The sequence below is a fragment of the Vreelandella venusta genome (assembly GCF_015689495.1).
In the GTDB taxonomy this organism is placed as follows: Bacteria; Pseudomonadota; Gammaproteobacteria; order Pseudomonadales; family Halomonadaceae; genus Vreelandella; species Vreelandella venusta.
Genome location: NZ_CP065135.1, coordinates 4,335,137 through 4,356,279, shown reverse-complemented (window position 1 = coordinate 4,356,279; position 21,143 = coordinate 4,335,137). Strand labels below are relative to the sequence as shown.

The following is a 21,143-nucleotide window of genomic DNA, read 5'->3' as shown; positions in this document are numbered from 1 at the left end:
CGACTAGGGGCGCGGTAAATGTTCACCATTGATGACCTGGCCGATCGACTTGGCGGCTATTTACCTCCAGACGAAATACAGCAGGTCAAGCGCGCTTTCTATTATGCTGAGCAGGCTCACGATGGCCAGCGCCGTCGCTCTGGTGAGCCTTATGTGACCCATCCATTAGCGGTCGCTAACATATTGGCTAATATGCACATGGACCATCAAAGTTTGATGGCGGCCATGCTGCACGATGTCATTGAAGATACGGGTGTCTCGAAAAAGGCGCTGTCTGCGCAGTTTGGCAAACCGGTCGCCGAACTGGTGGATGGTGTTTCCAAGCTGACTCAGATCACCTTTGAAGACAAAGCCGTCGCCCAGGCGGAAAATTTCCAGAAGATGGTGTTAGCGATGTCGCGAGATATCCGCGTCATCATCGTCAAATTAGCTGACCGTCTGCATAACATGCGCACGCTGGGAGCATTGCGCCCAGATAAAAAGCGTCGTATTGCCCGAGAAACGCTGGAAATTTATGCCCGTATTGCGGGACGCTTAGGTATCAATACGATTCGTGTTGAACTTGAAGACCTCTCTTTCCAGGCTATTCACCCAATGCGTTCAGAGCGCATCAAGCGCGCGGTAGCTAGCGCGCGGGGGAACCGCCGTAGCGCGATGCGAGAAATTCAGTCATCGCTACAGCAGAGCCTGGACGATGAAGGGCTTAAAGGCACCGTGATCGGTAGACAGAAGCATCTGCTGTCGATTTATAAAAAGATGCGCGACCAGCGTAAGCCGTTCGCGGAAATTATGGATGTCTTCGGCTTCCGCATCATTACCGAAGATGTTGCTAGCTGCTATCGCATTTTAGGGGTGGTGCATAATCTCTACAAGCCCGTGCCAGGGCGATTTAAAGATTATATCGCCATCCCGAAAGCCAACGGCTATCAAAGCCTTCATACTACGCTGTTTGGTCAGGGTGGGATGCCCATTGAAGTGCAGATCCGCACCCGTGAAATGGAAGCGATGGCTAATAATGGCATCGCTGCCCACTGGCTCTATAAAGCAGGGCAAACAACCCACCCCATTGCCGAAGGTAGCCATGCCCGCGCCCGCGCTTGGGTAAAAGGGCTGCTCGAAATGCAGCGCCATGCGGGTGACTCGCTAGAGTTTATTGAGCACGTCAAGAACGACCTTTTCCCAGACGATATCTACGTATTTACCCCCAAAGGCGACATCATGGAGTTGCCTCAGGGCGCAACGGTGATCGACTTTGCTTACAGCGTACACACCGATATTGGCAATAACTGCATTGCTTGTCGTATTGATCGCCATTTAGCCCCGCTCTCAACGCGTCTTGAAAGTGGTCAAACCCTGGAAATTATTACTGCTCCTGGGGCACGGCCTAACTTGGCATGGCTCAACTTCGTCACGACAGCAAAAGCGCGTTCTGCAATACGGCATGCATTGAAGCACCAGCAGCAGGCAGAAGCGGTTATCTTAGGGCGGCGGTTGTTGAATAAGGCGCTGGCGCCGTTTGAAACCAGCTTGGAAGAACTGGATGAAAGTGTTTTTGCTAAAGCATTTAAAGAGCTGGATGTCGCTTCGCTAGATGCTTTGTTAGAGTCTCTGGGCTTAGGCAATCGCATGGCCCATGTGGTGGCACGGCGCTTGGTTGATGTTTCCAATGGCGGCAATGCTGACTACGTTCTCAGTGGGGATAGCGAAAAAGCCGTCGTGATTAGCGGTAGCGAAGGCATGGTGATTAATTTTGCCCGCTGCTGTCATCCGTTGCCGGGCGACCCTGTTGTCGGCCACTTATCGGTTGGCAAGGGACTGGTGGTGCATCGCAGTGAGTGCAAAAACCTAGGTGATCGTAAAAACGATCCAGAGAAGCTGTTTGCTCTTGAGTGGTCAGACAGTATAGATGAAGACTTCCCGGTCGCGCTGCGCATCGAAATTGAGAGCCGTCGTGGGCTGGTAGCCGAGCTGGCGGGCGTGGTGACCGATGCCGATGCCAATATCGAGCGTATCGGCATTGAAGAGCGTGATGCGCGGCTTTCAATTGTTAATTTAACCTTATCGGTGAAAGGCCGGGTGCATCTTGCGCGTATTATTAAGCGTATTCGCAACCTGCCTAATGTCGGCAAAATAACTAGAATGACCAATTAATCGCCCGTTAGTAGGCTGCTGGCAATGGGCTGGCGGCAACGGCTATGGCGGGCCATTACAATTAATGGTTAACGCTATCACCCCTATTTATCACTTACCTCTAAAAATATATTAAACACGACAGGAGAGTGCTATCTCATGAGCAACAAAGCAGTTATTAATACTGAAAAAGCCCCCGCTGCCATCGGCCCTTACTCTCAAGCGATTAAGGCTGGCAACACAGTGTATCTGTCGGGTCAGATCCCGCTGAATCCCGAGACAATGGAAATTGTCTCTGACGACTTTGAAGCACAAGCGCGTCAAGTATTTACCAATCTTCAGGCGGTGTGTGAAGAGGCTGCCGGTACGCTGGGCGATATCGTCAAACTCAACTTATACCTAGTTGATTTGGATAACTTTGCGATCGTAAACAAGGTGATGGAAGAGTTCTTCTCGTCGCCTTTCCCTGCTCGTGCAGCGGTCGGCGTCAAAGCGTTACCCAAAGGTAGTCAAGTAGAAGCAGAAGCTGTGATGGTCATTGGCGACTAAGCCACTGAGCCGACTGTCTTTAGTAAGAACGGGCGAGCACTCGATCATCAAGTGCTCGCTTTTTTTTGAGGATCGTGCAGAGGAATAGCGCGACGGTTAGGCTTTTTGTGGCGTTAAGAAACCGCCCTCTTTTAGCACCTGTGCGTAGCCCTCTTTGTAGGTCGGATAGCGAAATTCATAACCTGTTTCACGGATGCGACTATTATCGCAGCGTTTACTAGTGCGACGGCGTAGGGGTGACTGCATGGTCTCGGTAGATTCAACCTTGAGCTGTTTGGCTAACCACGCCATCACGTTATGTAGGGTGACAGGCTCGCAGTCGCTAGCTAGGTAAAGGTCGGCGAGTGGCGCGCCTTTTTCCTGACAACGAATTAAGTGCGCCAAAATACCGGTGCAGTCATCACGGTGAATACGGTTGGAGTAGCTGACGGGGGTCACCGCGGCAATACGGCCTTCCGCGACCTGGTGAATCAAACGATCACGGCCAGGGCCGTAAATACCCGAAAAGCGCACAACCGTGCCGGGAATCGGATGGTTAATCAGCGCTTGTTCAGCATTGCACATCAGCTTGCCAGAAAAACTGGTCGAACCGGTTGGGCTGTCTTCATTTACGACTTCGCCTTCCTGCTGGCCATAGACACTGGTCGACGACACAAAAAAGATACGTTTTGGCGGCGTTTTATGTTGCTCCAGCACGCCAAGCACACGATTGAGGCCATCCGGATAGGCGCTTTGGTAGGCACTCTCCTCGAAACGGTCAGCGCTGACCGTATAGATAACGTAGTCAGCGCGAGGTAGAGCGTCAGCACCAGCGCCGTCAAGGTCGTTAAGATCAAGCGCCAACGGCTCAATGCCGGTGTCTTTTAATGCCTCGGTGTGACGGCGTACGCCGATAACATGATGGCCCTCACTGAGTAGCTCGCGTCCGAGCGTTATGCCGATATCTCCGCAGCCAATAATCAGTACCGTTTGCTTCACCTTGGTCACTCCTCTTGATTAATATTCCCTATCAGATACAAAGTCCCTATGAGATGTGCCATCTTCAATAGGGTTTGTTTGTCCTTTTCCATCTCGCTATCACGATGACTGTAACGAGCTGCAACGAGAGGATGCCACTGGCACCGCTATGACTTTAACAGAACTACGCTACATCGTAACCCTTGCCCAAGAACGTCACTTTGGTCGCGCCGCCGAACGCTGTCATGTTTCACAGCCAACACTCTCGGTGGCGGTAAAAAAGCTTGAGGACGAGCTTGGTACACCGCTGTTTGAACGTTCCAAATCAACGGTGCAGGTCACCCCGCTGGGAGACAAAATCGTTGCTCAAGCCCAGCGCGTGCTGGAACAGAGCCGACTTATCTACGAAATGGCGAATGCTGGAAAAGACCAGTTGGCTAACCCGCTGCGCATTGGTGCTATTTATACGATAGGCCCCTACTTATTTCCCCACCTAGTGCCAGCACTGGCTAGCGCTGCGCCGCAAATGCCGTTGTATATCGAAGAAGGTATGACCGGTTCTCTGCGGACAAAGTTACGCAGTGGCGAGCTGGATGTGATTATTGTGGCGCTGCCTTTCACAGAGACCGACGTGGTTACCAAGCCGATTTACGATGAGCATTTTGAGGTATTGATGCCAGCCAGCCATCGCTGGGTAAGTCGTGACGCGATTCACAAAGAAGATTTGTTAGAAGAGCGCTTGTTGTTGCTGGGGGAAGGGCACTGCTTCCGTGATCAAATTTTAGAAGCCTGTCCGGCGATTACCCAAAAGCTTAACAGCCCAAATAATACGTTGATAGCAGAGGGGGGATCATTGGAAACCATTCGCCATATGGTGGCATCTAAATTAGGCATTACGGTACTGCCACAGTCGGCGCTGGGCACTGATCAGTATGAAAATGCCATGTTGGTTAGCCGGCCATTCGTTGAGCCCGCGCCTTCGCGCACCGTTGCCATTGCGTGGCGGGCAAGCTTTCCTCGCCCAAAAGCAATTGATGCATTAGCCAAGGCGATTAGCCAATGTCAGCAACCTGTACACACTGCTAGTCCGTCCTCATGAGTGACCTTTCTGCACCGGTTTCGTCGCTGAAAGGGGTTGGTGAGGCGCTCGCGTTAAAGTTGGCGCGATTGGGAATAGACTGCGTAAGCGACCTGCTATTTCACCTGCCGTTGCGCTACCAGGACCGTACACGGCTAACGCCCATTGGCCTGCTGCGTGCAGGGAGTGAGGCGGTGATAGAAGGCGAAGTCACCGCGTGCGATGTTGTTAAGGGGCGTCGGCGTAGTTTGTTAGTCAGAGTGCGTGATGGAAGCGGTATTTTAAGCCTACGTTTTTTTCATTTTTCGCCTGCCCAGCAGCAACAGGTGCGCCCCGGTGTTACGGTGCGTGCGTTTGGAGAGGCGCGCGCGGGGGCAACAGGGCTGGAAATTTACCATCCTGAGTACCGGCTAAGCGGCGGCAACGATACACCAGTTGAGGAGTATTTCACGCCGATTTACCCGACCACTGAAGGGCTGCATCAAACGCGTTTGCGCGCACTTACCCAGCAAGCGCTTACGCTACTGCAGCGCTCTCCTGAGTTACTTCCGGACGTCATTCCAGATGCCCTACGTCAGCGCTTCCGCCTGCCGGGGTTGCACGCAAGCTTGCAGCTGTTGCATCAACCGCCGCCGGATGTGGACTTAGAGCAGCTTGCCCACGGCCATCACCCCGCCACGCGTAGACTGGCACTGGAAGAGCTACTGGCTCACCAACTCAGCCTGCGTGAAGTACGTTTACGTATTCAGGCGGATGGTGCGCCATCGCTGCCTTCGGGGCGCAGCCTGCAAACCCGCTTTTTAGCCCAGTTGCCGTTTGCTCTTACCGGTGCGCAGCGCCGCGTGTTGGAAGAGATTAGTCTAGACCTTGCGCGGCCCGCCCCGATGCTACGGCTCGTGCAGGGCGACGTCGGCTCAGGCAAGACGGTCGTTGCGGCGATGGCGGCGCTCTCGGCGCTAGCGGGCAATTGCCAGGCAGCGATGATGGCTCCCACGGAAATTCTTGCTGAACAGCACTACCGGGCATTTAAAGCCTGGTTTGAGCCTCTAGGCATCGAAGTGGCTTGGTTGGCAGGCAAGCTCAAAGGTAAAGCGCGGCTAGATGCTAAAGCCGCTATTGCCGATGGCCGTGCCCGTATGGTAGTGGGCACCCATGCGCTGTTTCAGAGCGACGTACACTTTCAGTGTTTGGGGTTAGCAATTATTGATGAGCAGCACCGCTTTGGTGTTCATCAACGCTTGGCACTGCGCGAGAAAGGCGAAGCTGGTGGGCTAACACCCCACCAACTGATCATGACCGCGACACCAATTCCTCGTACGCTGGCCATGAGTGCTTACGCTGATTTGGATGTCTCGGTAATTGATGAGTTGCCGCCAGGGCGTACGCCGGTTAAAACCGTAGTGGTGTCTGATGAGCGGCGGCCTGAAGTGGTCGAACGCATTCGCAACGCCTGCAGTGATGGGCGCCAGGCCTATTGGGTGTGTACGCTGATTGAAGAGTCTGAGGTGCTGCAGTGTCAGGCCGCCGAAGTCACTCGCGATGAACTAACCCAGGCGCTGCCTGAACTCGCTATTGGTCTGATTCACGGGCGTATGAAGGCCAGCGAAAAAGTCGCGGTGATGGAGGCCTTCAAAACGGGCGAACTCGACTTGCTGGTGGCCACCACTGTTATTGAAGTGGGCGTAGATGTTCCCAATGCCAGCCTGATGATTATTGAAAACCCGGAGCGTCTGGGGCTTTCTCAACTGCACCAGCTGCGTGGCCGAGTTGGGCGCGGCAGCACGGAAAGCTTCTGTGTGCTGCTTTACCACCCGCCGCTTTCGAAAAGTTCTCGGGAGCGCCTGGGGGTAATGCGCGAAACCACCGACGGTTTCCGTATTGCTGAAAAAGACTTGGAAATTCGTGGCCCCGGCGAAGTGCTTGGCACTCGCCAAACCGGCCTTGCCCAAATGAAAATTGCTGATCTTGAGCGTGATGCCGACCAGCTAGAGCGCGTCACCGCCCTAGCTCAGGCGCTGCAAGGCAATGCCGAAGTTACCGCCGTATTAGTGCGGCGTTGGCTAGGTGAAGCCGCCGGACGCTACGGGCAGGTGTAGAGAGTGATACAGCGCTTAAGCAGCGGTACTCGCTGCTTGGTGGCTCTCTCCCTGCGTCTCTGTTAAGCGATTGGCGGCTTCACCAAGAGGGCCTAGCTGCGCGGCAATCAAGCGTAGCTGGCTTTGGATGGGGCGGTAAAGAGCAATGGCTTGTTCGTCTCTCTCTGAATCCTGCTTATCGAAGGCGTCGGAAGTAGTCTGCTCTAGCTGCGCAAGTAGGTCGTTGACTTGATCAGCTAAGGGCGTGATGGGTTGGCGCTTGTTGAGCTGTTCTGCCAGTTTTTCCAGCAGCTCGCTGATGCGCTTGGCAAGGGGCACCAACGCGGCGTCGTCCTCATCTTCAGCCAACTGGTGGCGGTGAGCGCCAAGAGCCGATAAGTGGCTTAGCAGGGTGTTAGACAGCACGAGAAAGCGTAGGCCGCTGTCGGCGTCCTGTTTGCGATAGTGCCCCGGCTCGTGGAGTATATTGGTGAGCAGCGTTGACAGCGCTGCATCGGCATTGTGAGCATTGCGGCGGGCTAATCGGTAAGCCAAATCGTCCTGTTTGCCCTCTTCATACTGGTGAACAATCTCATCTAAATAACGGCGGTGGCTGGTGAGGACTTTTGCGGCCTCCCGATACAGCCGACGCCCTTGCCAGTCAGGCAGAATAAAAAATACTGCTAGCCCGGCAATCAACGAACCCACCAAGGTATCCAATAACCTAGGTAAGATCAGATTAAAACCGTCGCCGACCTGGTTAAAACTGCACAGCACTAGCAGTGTGATAGAGGCGGTGGCGATAACGTAGTGACGCTCGCGGTTAGCAAAAAAACAAACGCCCGCGGCCACCGCAATCATGCTTTGTATGCTGGCTTGAGGAAACAAGCTAATGGATGCCCAACCGGCAATGAGGCCAAGCACCGTGCCGAGGATGCGCTGTGACAGAAAGCGACGCGTGGTGGCAAAGTTAGGGCGACAGACGAACAGCGTGGTGAGCAAAATCCAAAACCCCTGCTCGGGGTCAAGCCACTGAAGCAATCCATAGCCCACTAGCAGCGCGGTGGATAAGCGCACCGCATGGCGAAACGTGGGCGAACCCAGCGTCAAATTTAGCTGGACGCGTTTCCACGCTTCTAACACGCTAGAGGGCGAGCGGTCGTAAAGCGAGCTATCACGACGATCATCGTCGGTGTCTGGGTTGTGAGCACTGGCAATCTGAGCTTCCAGAATGGACAGGTTATCGGCAAGTGCATTGAGCGGATGGATAAGCGGACGCCATTCGGGCTTACCGTGCTCGCTAAGGTTGTCGATAGAAGCGCGTAGATCGGCCAGTGCCTGCTCACTCTGCTCATGGCCAAACGGGCGGTTAAGCAACAACGATTTGGCTAGTTGGCGGCAGGCGCGACCTTGCTGGTCTAAGAGACGCTGACAACGAAAGAGCACGTCGTGGTGAAAAAATGCTTCGGTGAGTGCGCTATAGGGGTAGTGGGTCGAGCTTGCCCGCTCGTGTATATCCTGGGCGATAAAGTAAATCTGTAAGTAGCGGTTTAGCTTGCGGCTGCCACGCTGCCCCTCTAAGCGGCGAAAAATCATCTCTTTCGCCTGGTTGAGGGCATCGACGACTTTGCCGTTTTGTCTGGCGAGTGCCACGCGACGCGCCTCTAGATCGACACCGCGGACAGGCTCAAATAGCGCAGACTTCAAGATTAAAAACTCACCTAGCGCTTTATATACCCGCGCCATGCTTTGTTTAACTGGCTGGCGCGAAAAAAGGGCGCACCATAGGATTGAGATAACCCCGTACCACGCGGCTCCCGCAAGCAGCAGCAACTGCCGGGAAGCCACATCTTCATCCACGCCACCGTGCTGTTCAATGTTGATCATTGAGTAGATCGACAGGATTAACGTGCCCGACGCAATGGTCGCGTACCGCTGACCAATGGCACCCAGCATAATTAACGTGAAGGTAGAAACTGCCAGCCCAACTGCAAACAGCCACGGCCAGGGGAAAAGCCACTGAACAACAAACGAGGCCGATGCAAAGCAAGCAAGTGTCACCACCAGCGCCTGCAAGCGCCCCTGCCAACTGTCATCGGTTTCAGAAAGCGCGCTTGCAATAATGCCCAAAAACAGCGGAATCACCAGCGCGATGTCACCTGCAAAACCGCTAAACAGCAGCGCCCCGCTGAACGCGATAAACACACGCAGGCTGTAGGCAAACTTATCTAGGGTCCATAGACGCCGCAAAGGCAATGAAATAGGCATAAAATCTCTGGTGAACTAGCTTTATACTTTAGTATAACATAGGGTTGATCGGTGTATGGTGCCATATTCCTCTCTCGCCCCTTCAACATTAGGCCATTGTCGCTTTAATTTATTGTTGTCCTCTAGCCCAACCTATTGGAGTGTTCTAAAAAATAGCGCACTAAGGTCCTATGATTGGAACGGCAACCTTTCGATACTCGGAGCGACTCTAAAAAAAACAGGGACACTCCTATGGATCTCAAGTTATTGCTGGATTGGCGTCTTCACCTTACGGTGATAGTGACGTCAATGTTTGCCGAGTGGGTCGGCATCGTGCGCATTCCTCTCGGGCCGGGAACACTACTGTTACTACCGCTGCTCTACGCTTTTGTGATCGGCGTACTATTTAACCCTCATCTCTTCTCGGCAATGGGCAAGGTGATTCCTAAACCAGTCAGCAACGCGGCTGGCCCGATTATTCTTATTGCCATCCTGCCGTTTATCGCCAAATTTGGTTCCACCATTGGCCCTGCGGTCGAACAAATTATTGCCGCTGGTCCCGCACTGATACTCCAAGAGCTAGGGAATCTGGGCACCATGCTGATAGCGCTGCCCTTTGCCGTGTTAGTTCTCAAAATGGGTCGCGAAGCGATTGGCGCTACCTACTCTATTGCCCGTGAACCCAATATTGCCATTATTTCAGACCGCTACGGGCTAAGAAGCCCCGAGGGTATCGGGATTATGGGGGTGTACGTTGTAGGCACCATGTTCGGTACGCTCTACTTCGCCTTAATGGCGGGCTATATCGCGTCGCTGGATATTCTTGATATTCGTGCCTTGGCCATGGCCTGCGGGGTGGGCAGTGGCAGTATGGTGGCGGCGTGTTCGGCAGCTTTAGCTGAAGCAGTACCGGCATCTAAAGATGAACTACTCGCCTTTGCTGGGGCAAGCAACCTGCTTACTTACGCTACCGGTTTGTATATCTCACTATTTATCGCGCTACCAGTCACCGAGTGGATGTACAAGCGCTTAAATGGCTCGCGCCAGGAGGTTAGCCATGAAAACTCATGAGAGCCCAATCGATCAGTTCGATGCTGAGGCGTTAAAAGAGCTGCGCCCGGAAAATCAGCTGGGTAAAACCGCGTTAGTACTGGCAGCGGTGTGCGTGGCGGCGTGGTTTAGCAATATCGTCAACGGTTCGCCTTTATTAGACGCCCTGCCCGGCATGTTGATTCTCTATGTCATGGTGATTATCGGCTTGGTGGTTGGACGGTTTTGTCCTTTTTACCTGCCCAGCGTGGCCTGGGTGTCGCTGATTAGCATTATCGCGACGCTGCCGTTCTTCCCCGGTAATGGTTGGATCATCGCACGGCTGGCTGAAGTGGATTTCTTGGCAGTGGTCACACCGGTATTGGCCTACGCAGGACTGGCACTTACCGGACGTGAGTTCGCCATGTTCAAGCAAACTGGCTGGAAGCTGGTAGTGGTAGCGCTGTTAGTATTTACCGGTACCTTTATTGGCTCTGCCGTTGTCGCTCATGTGATGCTTTAAGGATAAGACGATGACTGCTTCAGTAGACTTACCGGATAGCGCAGAACTAAAAGCGTGGCGCCATGATTTCCATCAACACCCGGAAACCGCGTTTGAGGAGCATCGCACCAGTGCGCGTATTGCCGAGCTGCTAACTGAGTGGGGCTTTGAAGTAACCACCGGGATTGCTGGAACAGGTGTTGTAGCCACTCTGGATGGTCAACAGGGGGAAGGCAAAACCATCGGCCTGCGGGCCGATATCGACGCCCTGGATATTAGCGAAGAGACGGCGCTTGCCTACGCCTCGCAAACACCCGGCAAGATGCATGCCTGCGGCCATGATGGGCATACCACGATGTTGTTGGGCGCTGCCTGGGCGTTAAAGCAGCAGCCTGATTTCAAAGGCCGGGTGGTGTTTATCTTTCAGCCCGCCGAAGAGAACGCCGGCGGCGGGCGGGTGATGGTTGAAGAGGGGCTGTTTGAGCGCTTTCCCATGGATGCCGTGTATGGCCTGCATAACTGGCCGGGGTTGCCGGTAGGTGTTGCCGCAGTGCACGATACCGACGTTATGGCCGCCTTTGATATCTTTAGCCTGACGCTGACTGGCAAGGGCTGCCACGCGGCGATGCCGCATTTAGGTACTGATACGGTGTTGGCGAGCTGCCAACTGATTAGCCAACTGCAAGGGTTGGTGAGTCGCGAAACGCCGCCTGATAAAGCAGCCGTGCTGAGTATTACCAGTATTAACGCCGGTGATACCTTCAACGTGATTCCCGAGCAGGTGGCGCTGCGCGGCACGCTGCGTTGTTTTGATATGGCACACAAAGAGCATTTGGAAGCGCGCTTTAAGCAAGCGATTACCAACTTAGCTGAGTTTCATGGCTTAACCGTTGAACTGGACTACCAGCGCTGCTATCCCGCCACTATCAATACTCCTGAACATGCTCAGCACTGCGCCTCGGTGCTGGAAAACTTACTCGGTAGTGGCAACGTGATCCGCAACCCGCCACCCAGCATGGCGTCTGAGGATTTCTCATTCCTGCTTGCCGAGCGCCCAGGTGCCTATATCTGGATGGGCAATGGCGAGGAGTCCGCTTCGTTGCATAACCCGCACTATGACTTCAACGATGCATTGCTGCCGCTGGGGGCGCGCTACTGGGTGGAGCTGGTAAGGGCGTTACTCGTCTAAATTCCTGACTTAATACACGTTATTCGCTCTCTGATGCCCACTGGGTAGGGGAGCGTCTACCCCAAATATCACCACCGAACATAGCGTCTTGTTATCTAAAAAGCGTTTTGGGAGTTTTACGATGTCATTACAAACTGAGCCCTCGGCAACTGGGTCTTTAACTATTACCGTCATCGGCTTGGGGCAGATGGGCGGTAATATGGCGCTGACGCTTAAAGCCGCCGGATTTGCGGTAACGGGAAGCGATGTATTTGAGCAAGCACGGTCGCGCCTCGCTGCTCAAGGGATACCCGCTGTGGCTCCCGAAGAGCTACCCGCAAGCGACGTTTACCTGCTGTCATTGCCCACCTCCGCCCATGTGCGTGAGGTGCTCGAGCAATCGCCAGGCCTGATTAACCTAGCGCCAAAAGGTAGCGTGGTTGTTGATACTTCCACCAGTGACCCCGCCGTGACGCGTGAACTGGCAGAAAAAGTTAGCGCAGCGGGTCTTCTATGGTTGGATGCACCGGTCAGCGGAGGCCCCAAAGGCGCTGCTAGCGGCAAGCTGGGGATGCTATTGGGAGGCGATGAACGCACTATCGAACGGGTATTGCCGATGCTGGAAGCGATGTCAGCCAAGCGCACCCATGTGGGTGGCCCGGGCAGCGGCCATGTGGTCAAGCTTGCCAATAATTACCTGTGTGCCGCGCACTTGTTAACCACCGCCGAAGCCGTTGCTATGGCAGCCAAAGCGGGCGTTGACCCCGCTGCCTGCTTGGCGGGGCTCAATAGCGGTTCTGGGCGTAGTGCGGTTAGTGAGGTGAACTTCCCCGAGTGGGTGCTGAGCGAACGCTTTGACTCAGGGTTTACCACCGGCTTGATGCGTAAAGACCTGCGTTTAGCGCGAGATGCCGCTGAGCAACTGGAGATACCCTCGCCGCTGTTACAAGCCGTGGTCGATGCCTGGCACGCCAACGCCGATCAGCCCGCTGATAGCGATGACTTTAACCATATCACTACACCGATACTAGCTCGCGCTACTCAAGCGGAGGGAAACGAATGAACACACTTAGCCAACATGCCTGCGACCATCTTGCTGAACTGCTTGAAGGGTTTGGATTAGCCGCTGCCACACCGCTGAGTAACTGGATTGATGGTGATTTAGTGGTGGGAGAGGGTGAAGTGATCACCTTGAGCAATCCGGCCACCGGCGAAACGCTGGTGAGCTATCGTGATGCAGGAGCCGCGCTGATTGAACGTGCTACCCAAGCGGCTGAGCGTGGCCAGCGCGCATGGATGGCGTTAACCGCCAGCGAGCGTGGACGGCGTATGAATGCCGCCATCCGCAGCTTGGAGGGCCATGAAGAGGCACTGGCTCAGCTGGAAAGTGTGGTGGCCGGCAAGCCGATTCGTGACTGCCGCGCTGAAGTAGGCAAAGTGCGTGAGATGTTCGAGTATTACGCAGGCTGGTGCGACAAGCAGCATGGCGAAGTGATTCCGGTGCCTACCTCGCACCTTAACTATGTGCACCACGTGCCCTATGGCGTGGTGGGGCAGATTACCCCCTGGAATGCACCGATGTTCACCTGTGCCTGGCAGTTAGCCCCGGCCATGGCAGCGGGCAATGGCGTGGTGCTGAAGCCTTCCGAACTGACGCCGTTCTCCTCGGTGGTGATTGCCAAGCTGCTTGAAAGCGGCGGGCTTCCTAAAGGATTGATCAATATCGTCAATGGGCTTGGAAAATTGACCGGCGCAGCGCTGACCGACCACCCCGCCATCAGCAAGCTGGTATTTGTAGGCTCCCCTCAGAGTGGTCGCATGATCGCCGAAGCAGGTGCGCGGAGGCTGGTACCCAGCGTGTTAGAGCTAGGGGGCAAATCGGCTAATATCGTGTTTGCCGATGCTAAGCTGGATGAAGCCGTTGCAGGCGCCCAGGCGGCCATTTTTGCTGCGGCTGGGCAGAGCTGTGTGGCCGGGTCGCGGCTGTTGATCGAACGCTCGGTATTTGAGCAAGTTACCAGTCGTTTAGCGCGGGCGGCGGAGCAGATTCAAGTGGGCCTGCCTAGTGACGAAGCAACTCGCATGGGGCCACTGCAGAATCGCCGTCAGTTTGAGCAAGTGACGCGTATGATTGACGCTGCAGTAGCCGCTGGCGCGCGGCTGTTAACGGGGGGTAAACGTCCATTAGGGCTGCCCGACGAGGCTCACGGTTACTTTATTGCCCCTACGGTGCTGGTTGATGTCACACCGGATATGGAGATCGCTCAGCAAGAGGTGTTCGGCCCGGTGCTGGTGGCGATGGCCTTCGACACCGAAAATGAGGCGATTCAACTTGCCAACGAGACCCGCTTTGGCTTGGCTGGCGCCGTTTGGAGCCAGGACGTTGCGCGGGCGCATCGCGTAGCTGGCCAGTTGCGAGCGGGTACGGTGTGGATCAATAGCTACAAGGCGATCAGCGTTATGTCGCCGTTCGGAGGCTTTGGCGATAGCGGCTTTGGGCGCTCCAGCGGTTTGGATGGCTTGCGCGAATACACGGTACCGCAAAGCGTTTGGGTGGAAACCGCCCCCGAAGCCAGCGTGGCATTTGGTTACGGTAGTGGTGTTGGTTGATCGCTCACTGCCAAGCCTGGGGCGCGAAAGGCCTGCATCCAGCGCTGTAGGTGGCGTAGCAGCAGAACGCTAGCTTTGGGCTGCTGTCGACCTACCCGCGTGACCATGTGGGCCTGGGAGCGCTGAAAAAGCGGATTATCTACCGGGCGCGCGACTAACGTGCCGAGCTCTAAATCATGGGCGACGGCAAAGGCGGGCAGCAAGGTAATGCCCATACCGCTTCGCACGTATTGCGCCAGAATCACCATGGAGTTGGTGTTCATCGCCATGCGCGGGGCTATGCGCGACTGCTGAAAGGCTTGGTCAACCATTTGGCGTACCCCATGAGTAGTATCCCACATGGCCATCGGCTGTGTGCTTAACTGAGTGAGCGTAAGCGGTGTGGTGTGCTTGGCTAAAGGGTGGTTGGGGGCCAAGATAGCCATCAGTGGCTGAGGGCTAGATGACCAGAAACGCAGCTGGGGATGGGTACGCTCATGGAACATCAAGCCGATATGGCTGTGATCACTGATAATGGCATCAATTATCCCCGAGGTGCCTGCGGTATGGATATCGAGCTGAATGCCCGCATAGCGTTGGGTAAATTCATGCAGAGGAGACGCGACTAGGTCACTGACAAATCCTTCACCGACGGTGAGCGATATCTTGCCGGTTTCCATGCGTTGGTAGGATTCAAGTGAGGCAATAAAGCCTTCATCAAGAGCGCCGCGTCGTTCGCAGTACTCAAGCAGCATTTCGCCTACCGGGGTAGGCGAAATGCCGTCGCGATGACGCTCCATAAGGGTTGCCCCCAAGGCTTCTTCCAGCAAGGCAATCTGCCGGCTTACCGCCGAGGGGGCAATGTCCAAGCGCGCCGCTGCACGGCGCACTGAGCCAGACTCAAGGGTAACGCGAAAGTAAACCAATCGCTGATGAGGAATATTCACTGGTAGCTGCTATGCCTCTGCACTGGCTCTGTATAAATCGTTACCCTAAGGATCCCCGAACCTTGTGGTGTTCTCTAAACCGATAACAATACTATAGGTACTTAAGTAGCCCCTGCAGCTTATTCATATCGGCAGAGTCGCCCACTAGGCGGACCTCACCGGCTACCATGCCATCTAGAAATGCCTGTTGCGTCGGTTTTTTAAGGATTTTCAGCGCGGCATCCTGATCGCGAAAACGCAGCTCAAGGTCTAGATCAACGGGTAGCCCTTTGCCGGTATCAATGCCTTTCGGCGCCATTCGATAATACCTGGCAATGCTGAGGTCTTCCGTGGCAACGCCCCAGTCCAAACCGCGCATTCGCTCAAGTTGCTCGCGAAAGCGCGGCTTGCGTCGCAGGGCTCTTTTAAGCAGTAAGCTCAGTAGCCACAGCGTCAGCTTGAGTTTCATTAGGAAACGGCGTCCTTAAGCGCTTTGCCCGGCTTGAACGCAACGTTTTTGCTGGCGGGGATCTGTAACGGCGCGCCAGTTTGGGGATTTTTGCCAGTACGTGCGGCACGCTGGCGTACGGTAAACGTTCCAAAACCAATCAGAGCGACATCTTCGCCTTTGGCAACGCTGTTAGTGATTTCGTCCAAGATAACGTTCAGGACTTGGCCTGCTTTATCTTTGGATAGATCAGCACTTTCAGCAATTGCAGCTGCGAGTTCAGGTTTGCGCATAAAGGTATCTCCCTATGTGGAAATCAAGCGTAAGTTCATCTGTGTTGTTAGAAGCACTGCCCAGCTGGTTAACTTTTTTAGCCTAGTCGCTAAGGCGGCGAAAATCAGCCTAGCAGCGCAGGTGCTACTCTGGAAAGCTCCACTTTCCTTCTCACGCAGCTGCCTGTCAACGCAAATCCAATCAAACGACCGTCTTTATTTTCAGCAACGGCTGTCATGTCACCGCCTTCTCCCTCAATTTTCCACCGTGCTGGCGTGGTTGCTGGAGGGTAGGCAACCACGGGAAGTAATGGTGTTTTCACAATGACGGGCCACGCCCCAAAGCTGACGCTGGTTGGTTTTCCGGCGAGTGTTGTCGCTAGCGCTTTTACGCTTGCCTGCAGGGGTTGAACATACATAGCGTTAACTCCCTCAACGCAAGCCGCATCGCCCAACGCAAATATGTTCGGTTGAGAGGTGCGTAGCTGGCGATCAACCACAATACCGCGATGGCTAACCGCCAGCCCGGCTGCTTCAGCAAGTTGAGTGCGCGGAGCTAAGCCCGTGGCGAGTAATATGATGTCGGCAGCATAGACGTCGCCATTATCAAGATGGAGTGATAGGGCATTATCTACGCTAAGGGCGAGCGTTTTCAGGTTATGCCCTAGAGCAAGTTGGATGCCCGCGTCTTGGAAAGCATCCGCCAGCGCTTGGCCGAGTGGCTCGGGCAGTAGACGTTGCAGCGGGGTGCTTTCTGGCGCAATGAGGGTGACTTGGTGGCCGCCAGCATGGAGGTCATTGGCGAACTCGCAGCCCACCAGCCCGGCACCAACAACCGCAACACGTTGAGTGGGCGCTGCGCCCAATGCGGCATAAAAGCGGCGATACTCATCTAAGTCGTTGATGGTAAAGCATCGTTTGGTGACACTCTCGGGAACGCTGAACGGCGTATGGGGCGCTGCCCCAGTGGCTAGCACTAGATCGTCATAGTGGAGCTGTTGGCCATTACTGAGTTCTATGCATTGGTTATCCACATGTAGGTGTGCGACCTGGGTGTGGGTAATTAACTCAGCATTCAGTTCTTCTGCGACGCCGCTGGCGTCACGTTGGGCGAGTTGGTCTGGCGTTAAGCGTTTCGCAAAGCCAGTAGAAAGCAGCGGTTTACTGTAATCATCGCCACTATCGGCACTGATAAGGGTAATGGCACGTGTATCGCCTTGTCGGCGTAGGGCGCGCGCAAGGCCAATCCCCGCCATGCCGGTGCCAATAATAATCAGTGCCGAATGGGAATATCGCGATATCTCGTGTGAGGGCATGCAGTCACCAAAAGTCGGCGGAACAAAAGCCTGTGAGGTCACCATGTTACACTAGCTTTCTGTGTATTGACCGCCTTGGAGACTTTGGTGATCGCCCCTACTGTTCGGCAAGCTTGCCTATTTCCTCATCGACTATTTCCTCACTGGCTTCCTGTTGCTGCGGCTCGTCCTGCAATGAGCGCTTCGTGGTGGCAGTGGGTGGCCTCGACGGACTCCTTAACGATGCGGTTAACCGTCGCAGGCGGCACAAACGCATTTCGGGTGCAATTGTTACGTCAAACGATTGGCTTACCTCTGCGGGATGAAGCGCTAGCGCTGGGAATTGAACCGCGCCGCTATGCATGGCTGAGAGAAGTCGCGTTGTGTATCGGCGATAAGCCCTGGGTAGTCGCACGCTCGGTAGCGCCACTCAGTCAATTACAAGGTAAGGGGTTAGAAGGGCTTGGCGAGCGTTCATTAGGCAGCTGGTTGTTTCAGCAACCTGACTTGGTGCGTGGGCCACTCTACGCCACTCGCCATCAGCCACGCTTTGTCGCGGAACATTCTGCGTCGCTTTTAGACAGCGTATGGGGGCGGCGCTCAGTGTTTCAGCACAGTGGGCTGTCGCTGTTAGTGCAGGAATACTTTTTATCGACCATGGCAGATGATCTTGCCCTGTCTTCGCGCTAGGCTATCGCCAGCGTTTTCTTTTTGAGAGGTAAGCATGGACCGTTCTCTGTTGAGGCCAACGGGATGGGCTCGGGTGGCTGATTTTTTACATTTAATGCGATTGGATCGCCCGATTGGTACTTGGCTATTGATGTGGCCCACCTTGTGGGCATTGTGGATAGCGGCAGAGGGCGTGCCTGGGCGGAATGTTCTGCTGATCTTTATTGCTGGCGTTTATGTGATGCGCGCTGCGGGCTGCGTGGTTAATGATTACGCTGATCGTCATTTCGATGGCCATGTAAAGCGCACTAAACATCGTCCGCTAGCCACTGGTCGTATCAGTGAAACCGAGGCGCAGCTGCTGTTTATCGCGCTGGTAGCCACTGCTTTCATTTTAGTGCTACTGACCAATTGGTTTACGGTGCTGTTGTCGATAGGGGGTGTTGTCTTAGCGTTCATTTACCCGTTTATGAAGCGCTACACCCATTTACCTCAGGTAGTGTTAGGGGCTGCGTTCTCTTGGGCGATCCCCATGGCATTCGGTGCGATATTGGGCCATGTACCGTTTGAAGCATGGCTATTGTTTAGCGCTAATGTGCTGTGGACCGTTGCCTACGATACTCAATACGCCATGGTCGACCGCGACGATGATCTAAAAATAGGCATCAAATCTACCGCGGTGCTGTTTGGTAGCGCTGATCGTCTGATCATTGGTGTGCTGCAAGTGGCGACACTTGGACTACTTGCCTGGGCAGGATGGCTCGTTGGTTTAGGTGGCTTTTTCTGGCTTGGGTTAGCTGCTATGGCCGCCACGTTTGTCCATCAACAACGATTAATCGCTGGCCGTGAGCGCGACCGTTGCTTCCAGGCGTTTCTTAATAACCATTGGTCTGGGTTGTTAATTTTTGCAGGTATTGCACTAAGTTGGTGGCCAATAACTGGCTAAATATCCTCTATGTCATAAAATTGTCATTAAGTCATGGTGTTATTGTCACTGACATGTCTTTGAATTTTTTTGAACTATTTTTTTACATTAGTTTTCATTGAACACCGTGAGGCCCTGGAATGACCGCCAAGACCGTTTTGATTGTCGATGATGAGGCGCCTATTCGCGAGATGATCGCAGTGGCGCTGGAAATGGCTGACTATCGCGTTCTTGAAGCGGATAACGCCCAGGATGCCCACGCCATGATGGTTGACCACCAGCCAGATCTGCTTCTGTTGGATTGGATGATGCCGGGCACCAGTGGTATTGAGCTTGCAAGACGCTTAAAGCGTGAAGAAGCCACCGCCGAGGTGCCTATTATCATGCTGACCGCTAAAGGCGAAGAAGATAATAAAATTCAAGGGCTTGAGGCTGGTGCGGATGATTATATCACCAAGCCTTTCTCTCCTCGTGAACTGGTGGCCCGTTTAAAAGCAGTATTACGACGCACTACCCCCCGAGGTGTCGAAGACCCTATCGAAATTAATGGTTTGCTATTAGATCCAGTGAGCCATCGTGTGAGTGCGTACGGTAAGGCGTTAGAAATGGGGCCGACGGAGTATCGTCTGCTGCAGTTTTTCATGACGCACCAAGAGCGTGCCTATACGCGTAGCCAACTGCTCGATCAAGTTTGGGGTGGTAACGTATACGTTGAAGAACGCACGGTAGATGTTCACATCCGACGTCTACGTAAGGCCTTAGGAGAAGCTCACCAGAGTCTCATTCAAACGGTGAGAGGCACTGGGTACCGTTTTTCTGCGCGGGTGTAACGGTGCGCCTGTGGAGCCGAGAACTATGGCGAATTGTGTGGCTTGCCGCTTTGGGCGCTTGCTTAGGGTGGTTGCTGGGTACGCCTGGTTTTGGAGTCGCTGCGGGGCTTGCTGTTTGTCTGGTGTATCAACTGCGCCAACTGCGCGCGCTCTTTGAGTGGTTAACGCTTCATCCTCATGATGAACCCCCTGCTGCGAGCGGCATGTGGGGCGAGCTTTTTGATCGCTTGTATCGCTACCAAAAGAGCCAGCGGATTACCCAAAACCGCTTGCGTGCCACCCTTGCACGTATTCAAGAATCATCCGAAGCGATGCGTGACAGTGTCGTTATGCTAGATCGACATGGCGACCTGGAGTGGTGGAACAGCGCCGCGACAGAAATGCTGGGCCTACAAACAGCCCACGACCGTGGCCAACACATTACCAATCTAATTCGTGATCCACGATTTATCAGCTACTTTAATGCGCGTAAATACGGTGAACCACTGACCTTAACGTCGCCCATTGATGAACGGCATATCCTTCAATATCAAATTACTCTCTATGGTGATGATGAGCGCTTGGTAATGGCGCGAGATATTACTCGCTTGCATCGTTTAGAGCAGATGCGTCGTGACTTTGTCGCCAATGTTTCCCATGAGCTACGCACACCGCTAACGGTGCTGACGGGTTATTTAGAAACCTACAGCGACTTAAAAGAGCAGCTTCCACCACGTTTGGGCCGAGGTATTGCTCAGATGGAAGAGCAGACGAAACGTATGCAAAACTTAGTCAATGACCTGCTACTGCTCTCTCGGTTAGAAATTGAACAAGGTGGCGAAGATCATCATGCGTTGGCGTTAGGGCCAATGCTCGACGCCATTCGTCGCGATGCGTTGGCGCTCTCTAATCAACAGCATAGTGTTCAAGTCGTGCTTGAGAGCGATGCCCGTCTGATCGGCAGCGAGCAGGAGCTGCATAGCGCTATCTCAAACCTAGTGTTTAACGCTGTGCGGTATACGCCAGAGGGAAGCCAAATAACACTTCGCTGGAAAACCCTGCCGAATGGCAGTGCTTGTATTGAAGTTGACGACGACGGTGAGGGTATTGACCCTGTACATATTCCACGCTTGACCGAGCGTTTCTATCGCGTTGATAAAGGGCGTAGTACCGCAACGGGCGGTACCGGGCTTGGTCTGGCGATTGCAAAACATGTGCTGCTAAGGCATGACGCATTGCTACAAATTGAATCCCACCCTGGCGAAGGAGCCCTCTTTCGCTGTGTTTTCCCATCCTCACGTGTTGTCAAAAGCGAGTCCGCTTCACGCAATGCTGTTTAAGTATAAGTGATGTATAGATGTGCCCTGTTTGTCATACAAGTATGGTCAAATAATGCTCATGTGTCATTTCTAGTCACTTTCCCTGCTTGATTTGAAAACGCGTTAAGCCCCCTTCCTGTTATTCTTTTCTTTATA

The 21,143-nt window shown here is 54.1% G+C and carries 19 protein-coding genes; 13 read left to right on the top strand and 6 right to left on the bottom strand.

Translation table 11 applies throughout. The annotated features are described in order from the left end of the window. Positions 1 to 18: 18 nt before the first annotated feature. Complete coding sequence (locus tag IR195_RS20040) at positions 19 to 2,151, top strand: RelA/SpoT family protein (protein ID WP_125753188.1); 2,133 nt, start codon at positions 19 to 21, stop codon at positions 2,149 to 2,151. A gap of 138 nt (positions 2,152 to 2,289) precedes the next feature. Beyond that, a complete protein-coding gene (locus tag IR195_RS20035; RefSeq protein ID WP_125753185.1) occupies positions 2,290 to 2,679 on the top strand; it encodes a RidA family protein in 390 nt (129 codons plus the stop codon). A gap of 96 nt (positions 2,680 to 2,775) precedes the next feature. On the opposite strand, the gene IR195_RS20030 is transcribed toward IR195_RS20035, so the two are convergent. Beyond that, entirely contained in the window at positions 2,776 to 3,657 is an 882-nt protein-coding gene (locus IR195_RS20030) for an SDR family oxidoreductase (RefSeq protein WP_206048434.1), read from the bottom strand. Positions 3,658 to 3,805: 148 nt separating this feature from the next. Between IR195_RS20030 and IR195_RS20025 the strand changes: the two genes are divergently transcribed. Then, positions 3,806 to 4,735 carry a hydrogen peroxide-inducible genes activator gene (locus IR195_RS20025; RefSeq protein ID WP_125753177.1) on the top strand — a complete coding sequence of 310 codons (930 nt, stop codon included), beginning with the start codon at positions 3,806 to 3,808 and terminating at the stop codon, positions 4,733 to 4,735. Next, positions 4,732 to 6,810 carry an ATP-dependent DNA helicase RecG gene (gene recG / locus IR195_RS20020; protein WP_206048433.1) on the top strand — a complete coding sequence of 693 codons (2,079 nt, stop codon included), beginning with the start codon at positions 4,732 to 4,734 and terminating at the stop codon, positions 6,808 to 6,810. Before IR195_RS20025 ends, recG begins: the two co-directional genes overlap by 4 nt. 15 nt (positions 6,811 to 6,825) lie before the next feature. On the opposite strand, the gene yccS is transcribed toward recG, so the two are convergent. Further along, the gene (gene yccS, locus IR195_RS20015) at positions 6,826 to 9,057 is read right to left on the bottom strand and encodes a YccS family putative transporter (RefSeq protein WP_206048432.1); all 2,232 of its coding nucleotides are present in this window, start codon (positions 9,055 to 9,057) and stop codon (positions 6,826 to 6,828) included. Positions 9,058 to 9,288: 231 nt separating this feature from the next. On the opposite strand from yccS, the gene IR195_RS20010 reads away from it, so the two are divergent. The 5 genes from IR195_RS20010 (at position 9,289) to IR195_RS19990 (ending at position 14,345) form a co-directional block, all read left to right on the top strand. Further along, positions 9,289 to 10,107 carry a DUF3100 domain-containing protein gene (locus IR195_RS20010; RefSeq protein WP_125753160.1) on the top strand — a complete coding sequence of 273 codons (819 nt, stop codon included), beginning with the start codon at positions 9,289 to 9,291 and terminating at the stop codon, positions 10,105 to 10,107. Further along, positions 10,094 to 10,588: a hypothetical protein gene (locus tag IR195_RS20005; RefSeq protein ID WP_089040199.1), complete on the top strand. Its 495-nt coding sequence runs from the start codon at positions 10,094 to 10,096 to the stop codon at positions 10,586 to 10,588. Before IR195_RS20010 ends, IR195_RS20005 begins: the two co-directional genes overlap by 14 nt. A 10-nt stretch (positions 10,589 to 10,598) precedes the next feature. Continuing rightward, positions 10,599 to 11,756 carry a M20 aminoacylase family protein gene (locus IR195_RS20000; RefSeq protein ID WP_146942252.1) on the top strand — a complete coding sequence of 386 codons (1,158 nt, stop codon included), beginning with the start codon at positions 10,599 to 10,601 and terminating at the stop codon, positions 11,754 to 11,756. Between the two features lie 121 nt (positions 11,757 to 11,877). Further along, entirely contained in the window at positions 11,878 to 12,798 is a 921-nt protein-coding gene (locus tag IR195_RS19995; protein WP_206048431.1) for an NAD(P)-dependent oxidoreductase, read from the top strand. Then, positions 12,795 to 14,345, top strand: coding sequence for an aldehyde dehydrogenase family protein (locus tag IR195_RS19990; protein WP_206048430.1), 1,551 nt, complete (start codon positions 12,795 to 12,797; stop codon positions 14,343 to 14,345). The genes IR195_RS19995 and IR195_RS19990 overlap by 4 nt, the downstream gene beginning before the upstream one ends. Here the strand turns inward: IR195_RS19990 and IR195_RS19985 are convergent. From IR195_RS19985 to IR195_RS19970, 4 genes are all read right to left on the bottom strand, one after another. Continuing rightward, on the bottom strand, positions 14,324 to 15,271 hold the full coding sequence (locus IR195_RS19985; RefSeq protein ID WP_206048429.1) for a LysR family transcriptional regulator: 948 nt from the start codon (positions 15,269 to 15,271) through the stop codon (positions 14,324 to 14,326). The two genes, IR195_RS19990 and IR195_RS19985, sit on opposite strands and share 22 nt — an antisense overlap. Positions 15,272 to 15,362: 91 nt before the next feature. Beyond that, on the bottom strand, positions 15,363 to 15,719 hold the full coding sequence (locus IR195_RS19980; RefSeq protein ID WP_125753143.1) for a hypothetical protein: 357 nt from the start codon (positions 15,717 to 15,719) through the stop codon (positions 15,363 to 15,365). After that, entirely contained in the window at positions 15,719 to 15,991 is a 273-nt protein-coding gene (locus IR195_RS19975; RefSeq protein WP_009723279.1) for an HU family DNA-binding protein, read from the bottom strand. The genes IR195_RS19980 and IR195_RS19975 overlap by 1 nt, the downstream gene beginning before the upstream one ends. A 104-nt stretch (positions 15,992 to 16,095) precedes the next feature. Then, positions 16,096 to 17,286, bottom strand: coding sequence for an NAD(P)/FAD-dependent oxidoreductase (locus tag IR195_RS19970; protein WP_206048428.1), 1,191 nt, complete (start codon positions 17,284 to 17,286; stop codon positions 16,096 to 16,098). An 87-nt stretch (positions 17,287 to 17,373) separates the two neighbouring features. On the opposite strand from IR195_RS19970, the gene IR195_RS19965 reads away from it, so the two are divergent. The 4 genes from IR195_RS19965 (at position 17,374) to phoR (ending at position 21,008) form a co-directional block, all read left to right on the top strand. After that, on the top strand, positions 17,374 to 17,955 hold the full coding sequence (locus IR195_RS19965; protein WP_241006772.1) for a chorismate--pyruvate lyase family protein: 582 nt from the start codon (positions 17,374 to 17,376) through the stop codon (positions 17,953 to 17,955). A 34-nt stretch (positions 17,956 to 17,989) separates the two neighbouring features. After that, the gene (ubiA, locus tag IR195_RS19960) at positions 17,990 to 18,880 is read left to right on the top strand and encodes a 4-hydroxybenzoate octaprenyltransferase (protein ID WP_206048427.1); all 891 of its coding nucleotides are present in this window, start codon (positions 17,990 to 17,992) and stop codon (positions 18,878 to 18,880) included. Positions 18,881 to 18,999: 119 nt separating this feature from the next. Further along, positions 19,000 to 19,689: a phosphate regulon transcriptional regulator PhoB gene (gene phoB / locus IR195_RS19955; RefSeq protein ID WP_009723274.1), complete on the top strand. Its 690-nt coding sequence runs from the start codon at positions 19,000 to 19,002 to the stop codon at positions 19,687 to 19,689. A gap of 2 nt (positions 19,690 to 19,691) precedes the next feature. Then, positions 19,692 to 21,008, top strand: a complete 1,317-nt coding sequence (gene phoR / locus IR195_RS19950) for a phosphate regulon sensor histidine kinase PhoR (RefSeq protein ID WP_146942260.1) — start codon at positions 19,692 to 19,694, stop codon at positions 21,006 to 21,008. The last annotated feature ends 135 nt before the right edge of the window (positions 21,009 to 21,143 follow it).

What these genes read in the sequence shown, in the direction of transcription:
- IR195_RS20010 (WP_125753160.1), top strand. Translation starts at nt 9,289, where the DNA reads ATGGATCTCAAGTTATTGCTGGATTGGCGTCTTCACCTTACGGTGATA.
- IR195_RS20025 (WP_125753177.1), top strand. Translation starts at nt 3,806, where the DNA reads ATGACTTTAACAGAACTACGCTACATCGTAACCCTTGCCCAAGAACGT.
- IR195_RS19990 (WP_206048430.1), top strand. Translation starts at nt 12,795, where the DNA reads ATGAACACACTTAGCCAACATGCCTGCGACCATCTTGCTGAACTGCTT.
- IR195_RS19980 (WP_125753143.1), bottom strand. Translation starts at nt 15,719, where the DNA reads ATGAAACTCAAGCTGACGCTGTGGCTACTGAGCTTACTGCTTAAAAGA.
- yccS (WP_206048432.1), bottom strand. Translation starts at nt 9,057, where the DNA reads ATGCCTATTTCATTGCCTTTGCGGCGTCTATGGACCCTAGATAAGTTT.
- phoB (WP_009723274.1), top strand. Translation starts at nt 19,000, where the DNA reads ATGACCGCCAAGACCGTTTTGATTGTCGATGATGAGGCGCCTATTCGC.
- IR195_RS20005 (WP_089040199.1), top strand. Translation starts at nt 10,094, where the DNA reads ATGAAAACTCATGAGAGCCCAATCGATCAGTTCGATGCTGAGGCGTTA.
- IR195_RS20040 (WP_125753188.1), top strand. Translation starts at nt 19, where the DNA reads ATGTTCACCATTGATGACCTGGCCGATCGACTTGGCGGCTATTTACCT.
- recG (WP_206048433.1), top strand. Translation starts at nt 4,732, where the DNA reads ATGAGTGACCTTTCTGCACCGGTTTCGTCGCTGAAAGGGGTTGGTGAG.
- IR195_RS19970 (WP_206048428.1), bottom strand. Translation starts at nt 17,286, where the DNA reads ATGCCCTCACACGAGATATCGCGATATTCCCATTCGGCACTGATTATT.
- IR195_RS19995 (WP_206048431.1), top strand. Translation starts at nt 11,878, where the DNA reads ATGTCATTACAAACTGAGCCCTCGGCAACTGGGTCTTTAACTATTACC.
- ubiA (WP_206048427.1), top strand. Translation starts at nt 17,990, where the DNA reads ATGGACCGTTCTCTGTTGAGGCCAACGGGATGGGCTCGGGTGGCTGAT.
- IR195_RS19975 (WP_009723279.1), bottom strand. Translation starts at nt 15,991, where the DNA reads ATGCGCAAACCTGAACTCGCAGCTGCAATTGCTGAAAGTGCTGATCTA.
- IR195_RS20035 (WP_125753185.1), top strand. Translation starts at nt 2,290, where the DNA reads ATGAGCAACAAAGCAGTTATTAATACTGAAAAAGCCCCCGCTGCCATC.
- IR195_RS20000 (WP_146942252.1), top strand. Translation starts at nt 10,599, where the DNA reads ATGACTGCTTCAGTAGACTTACCGGATAGCGCAGAACTAAAAGCGTGG.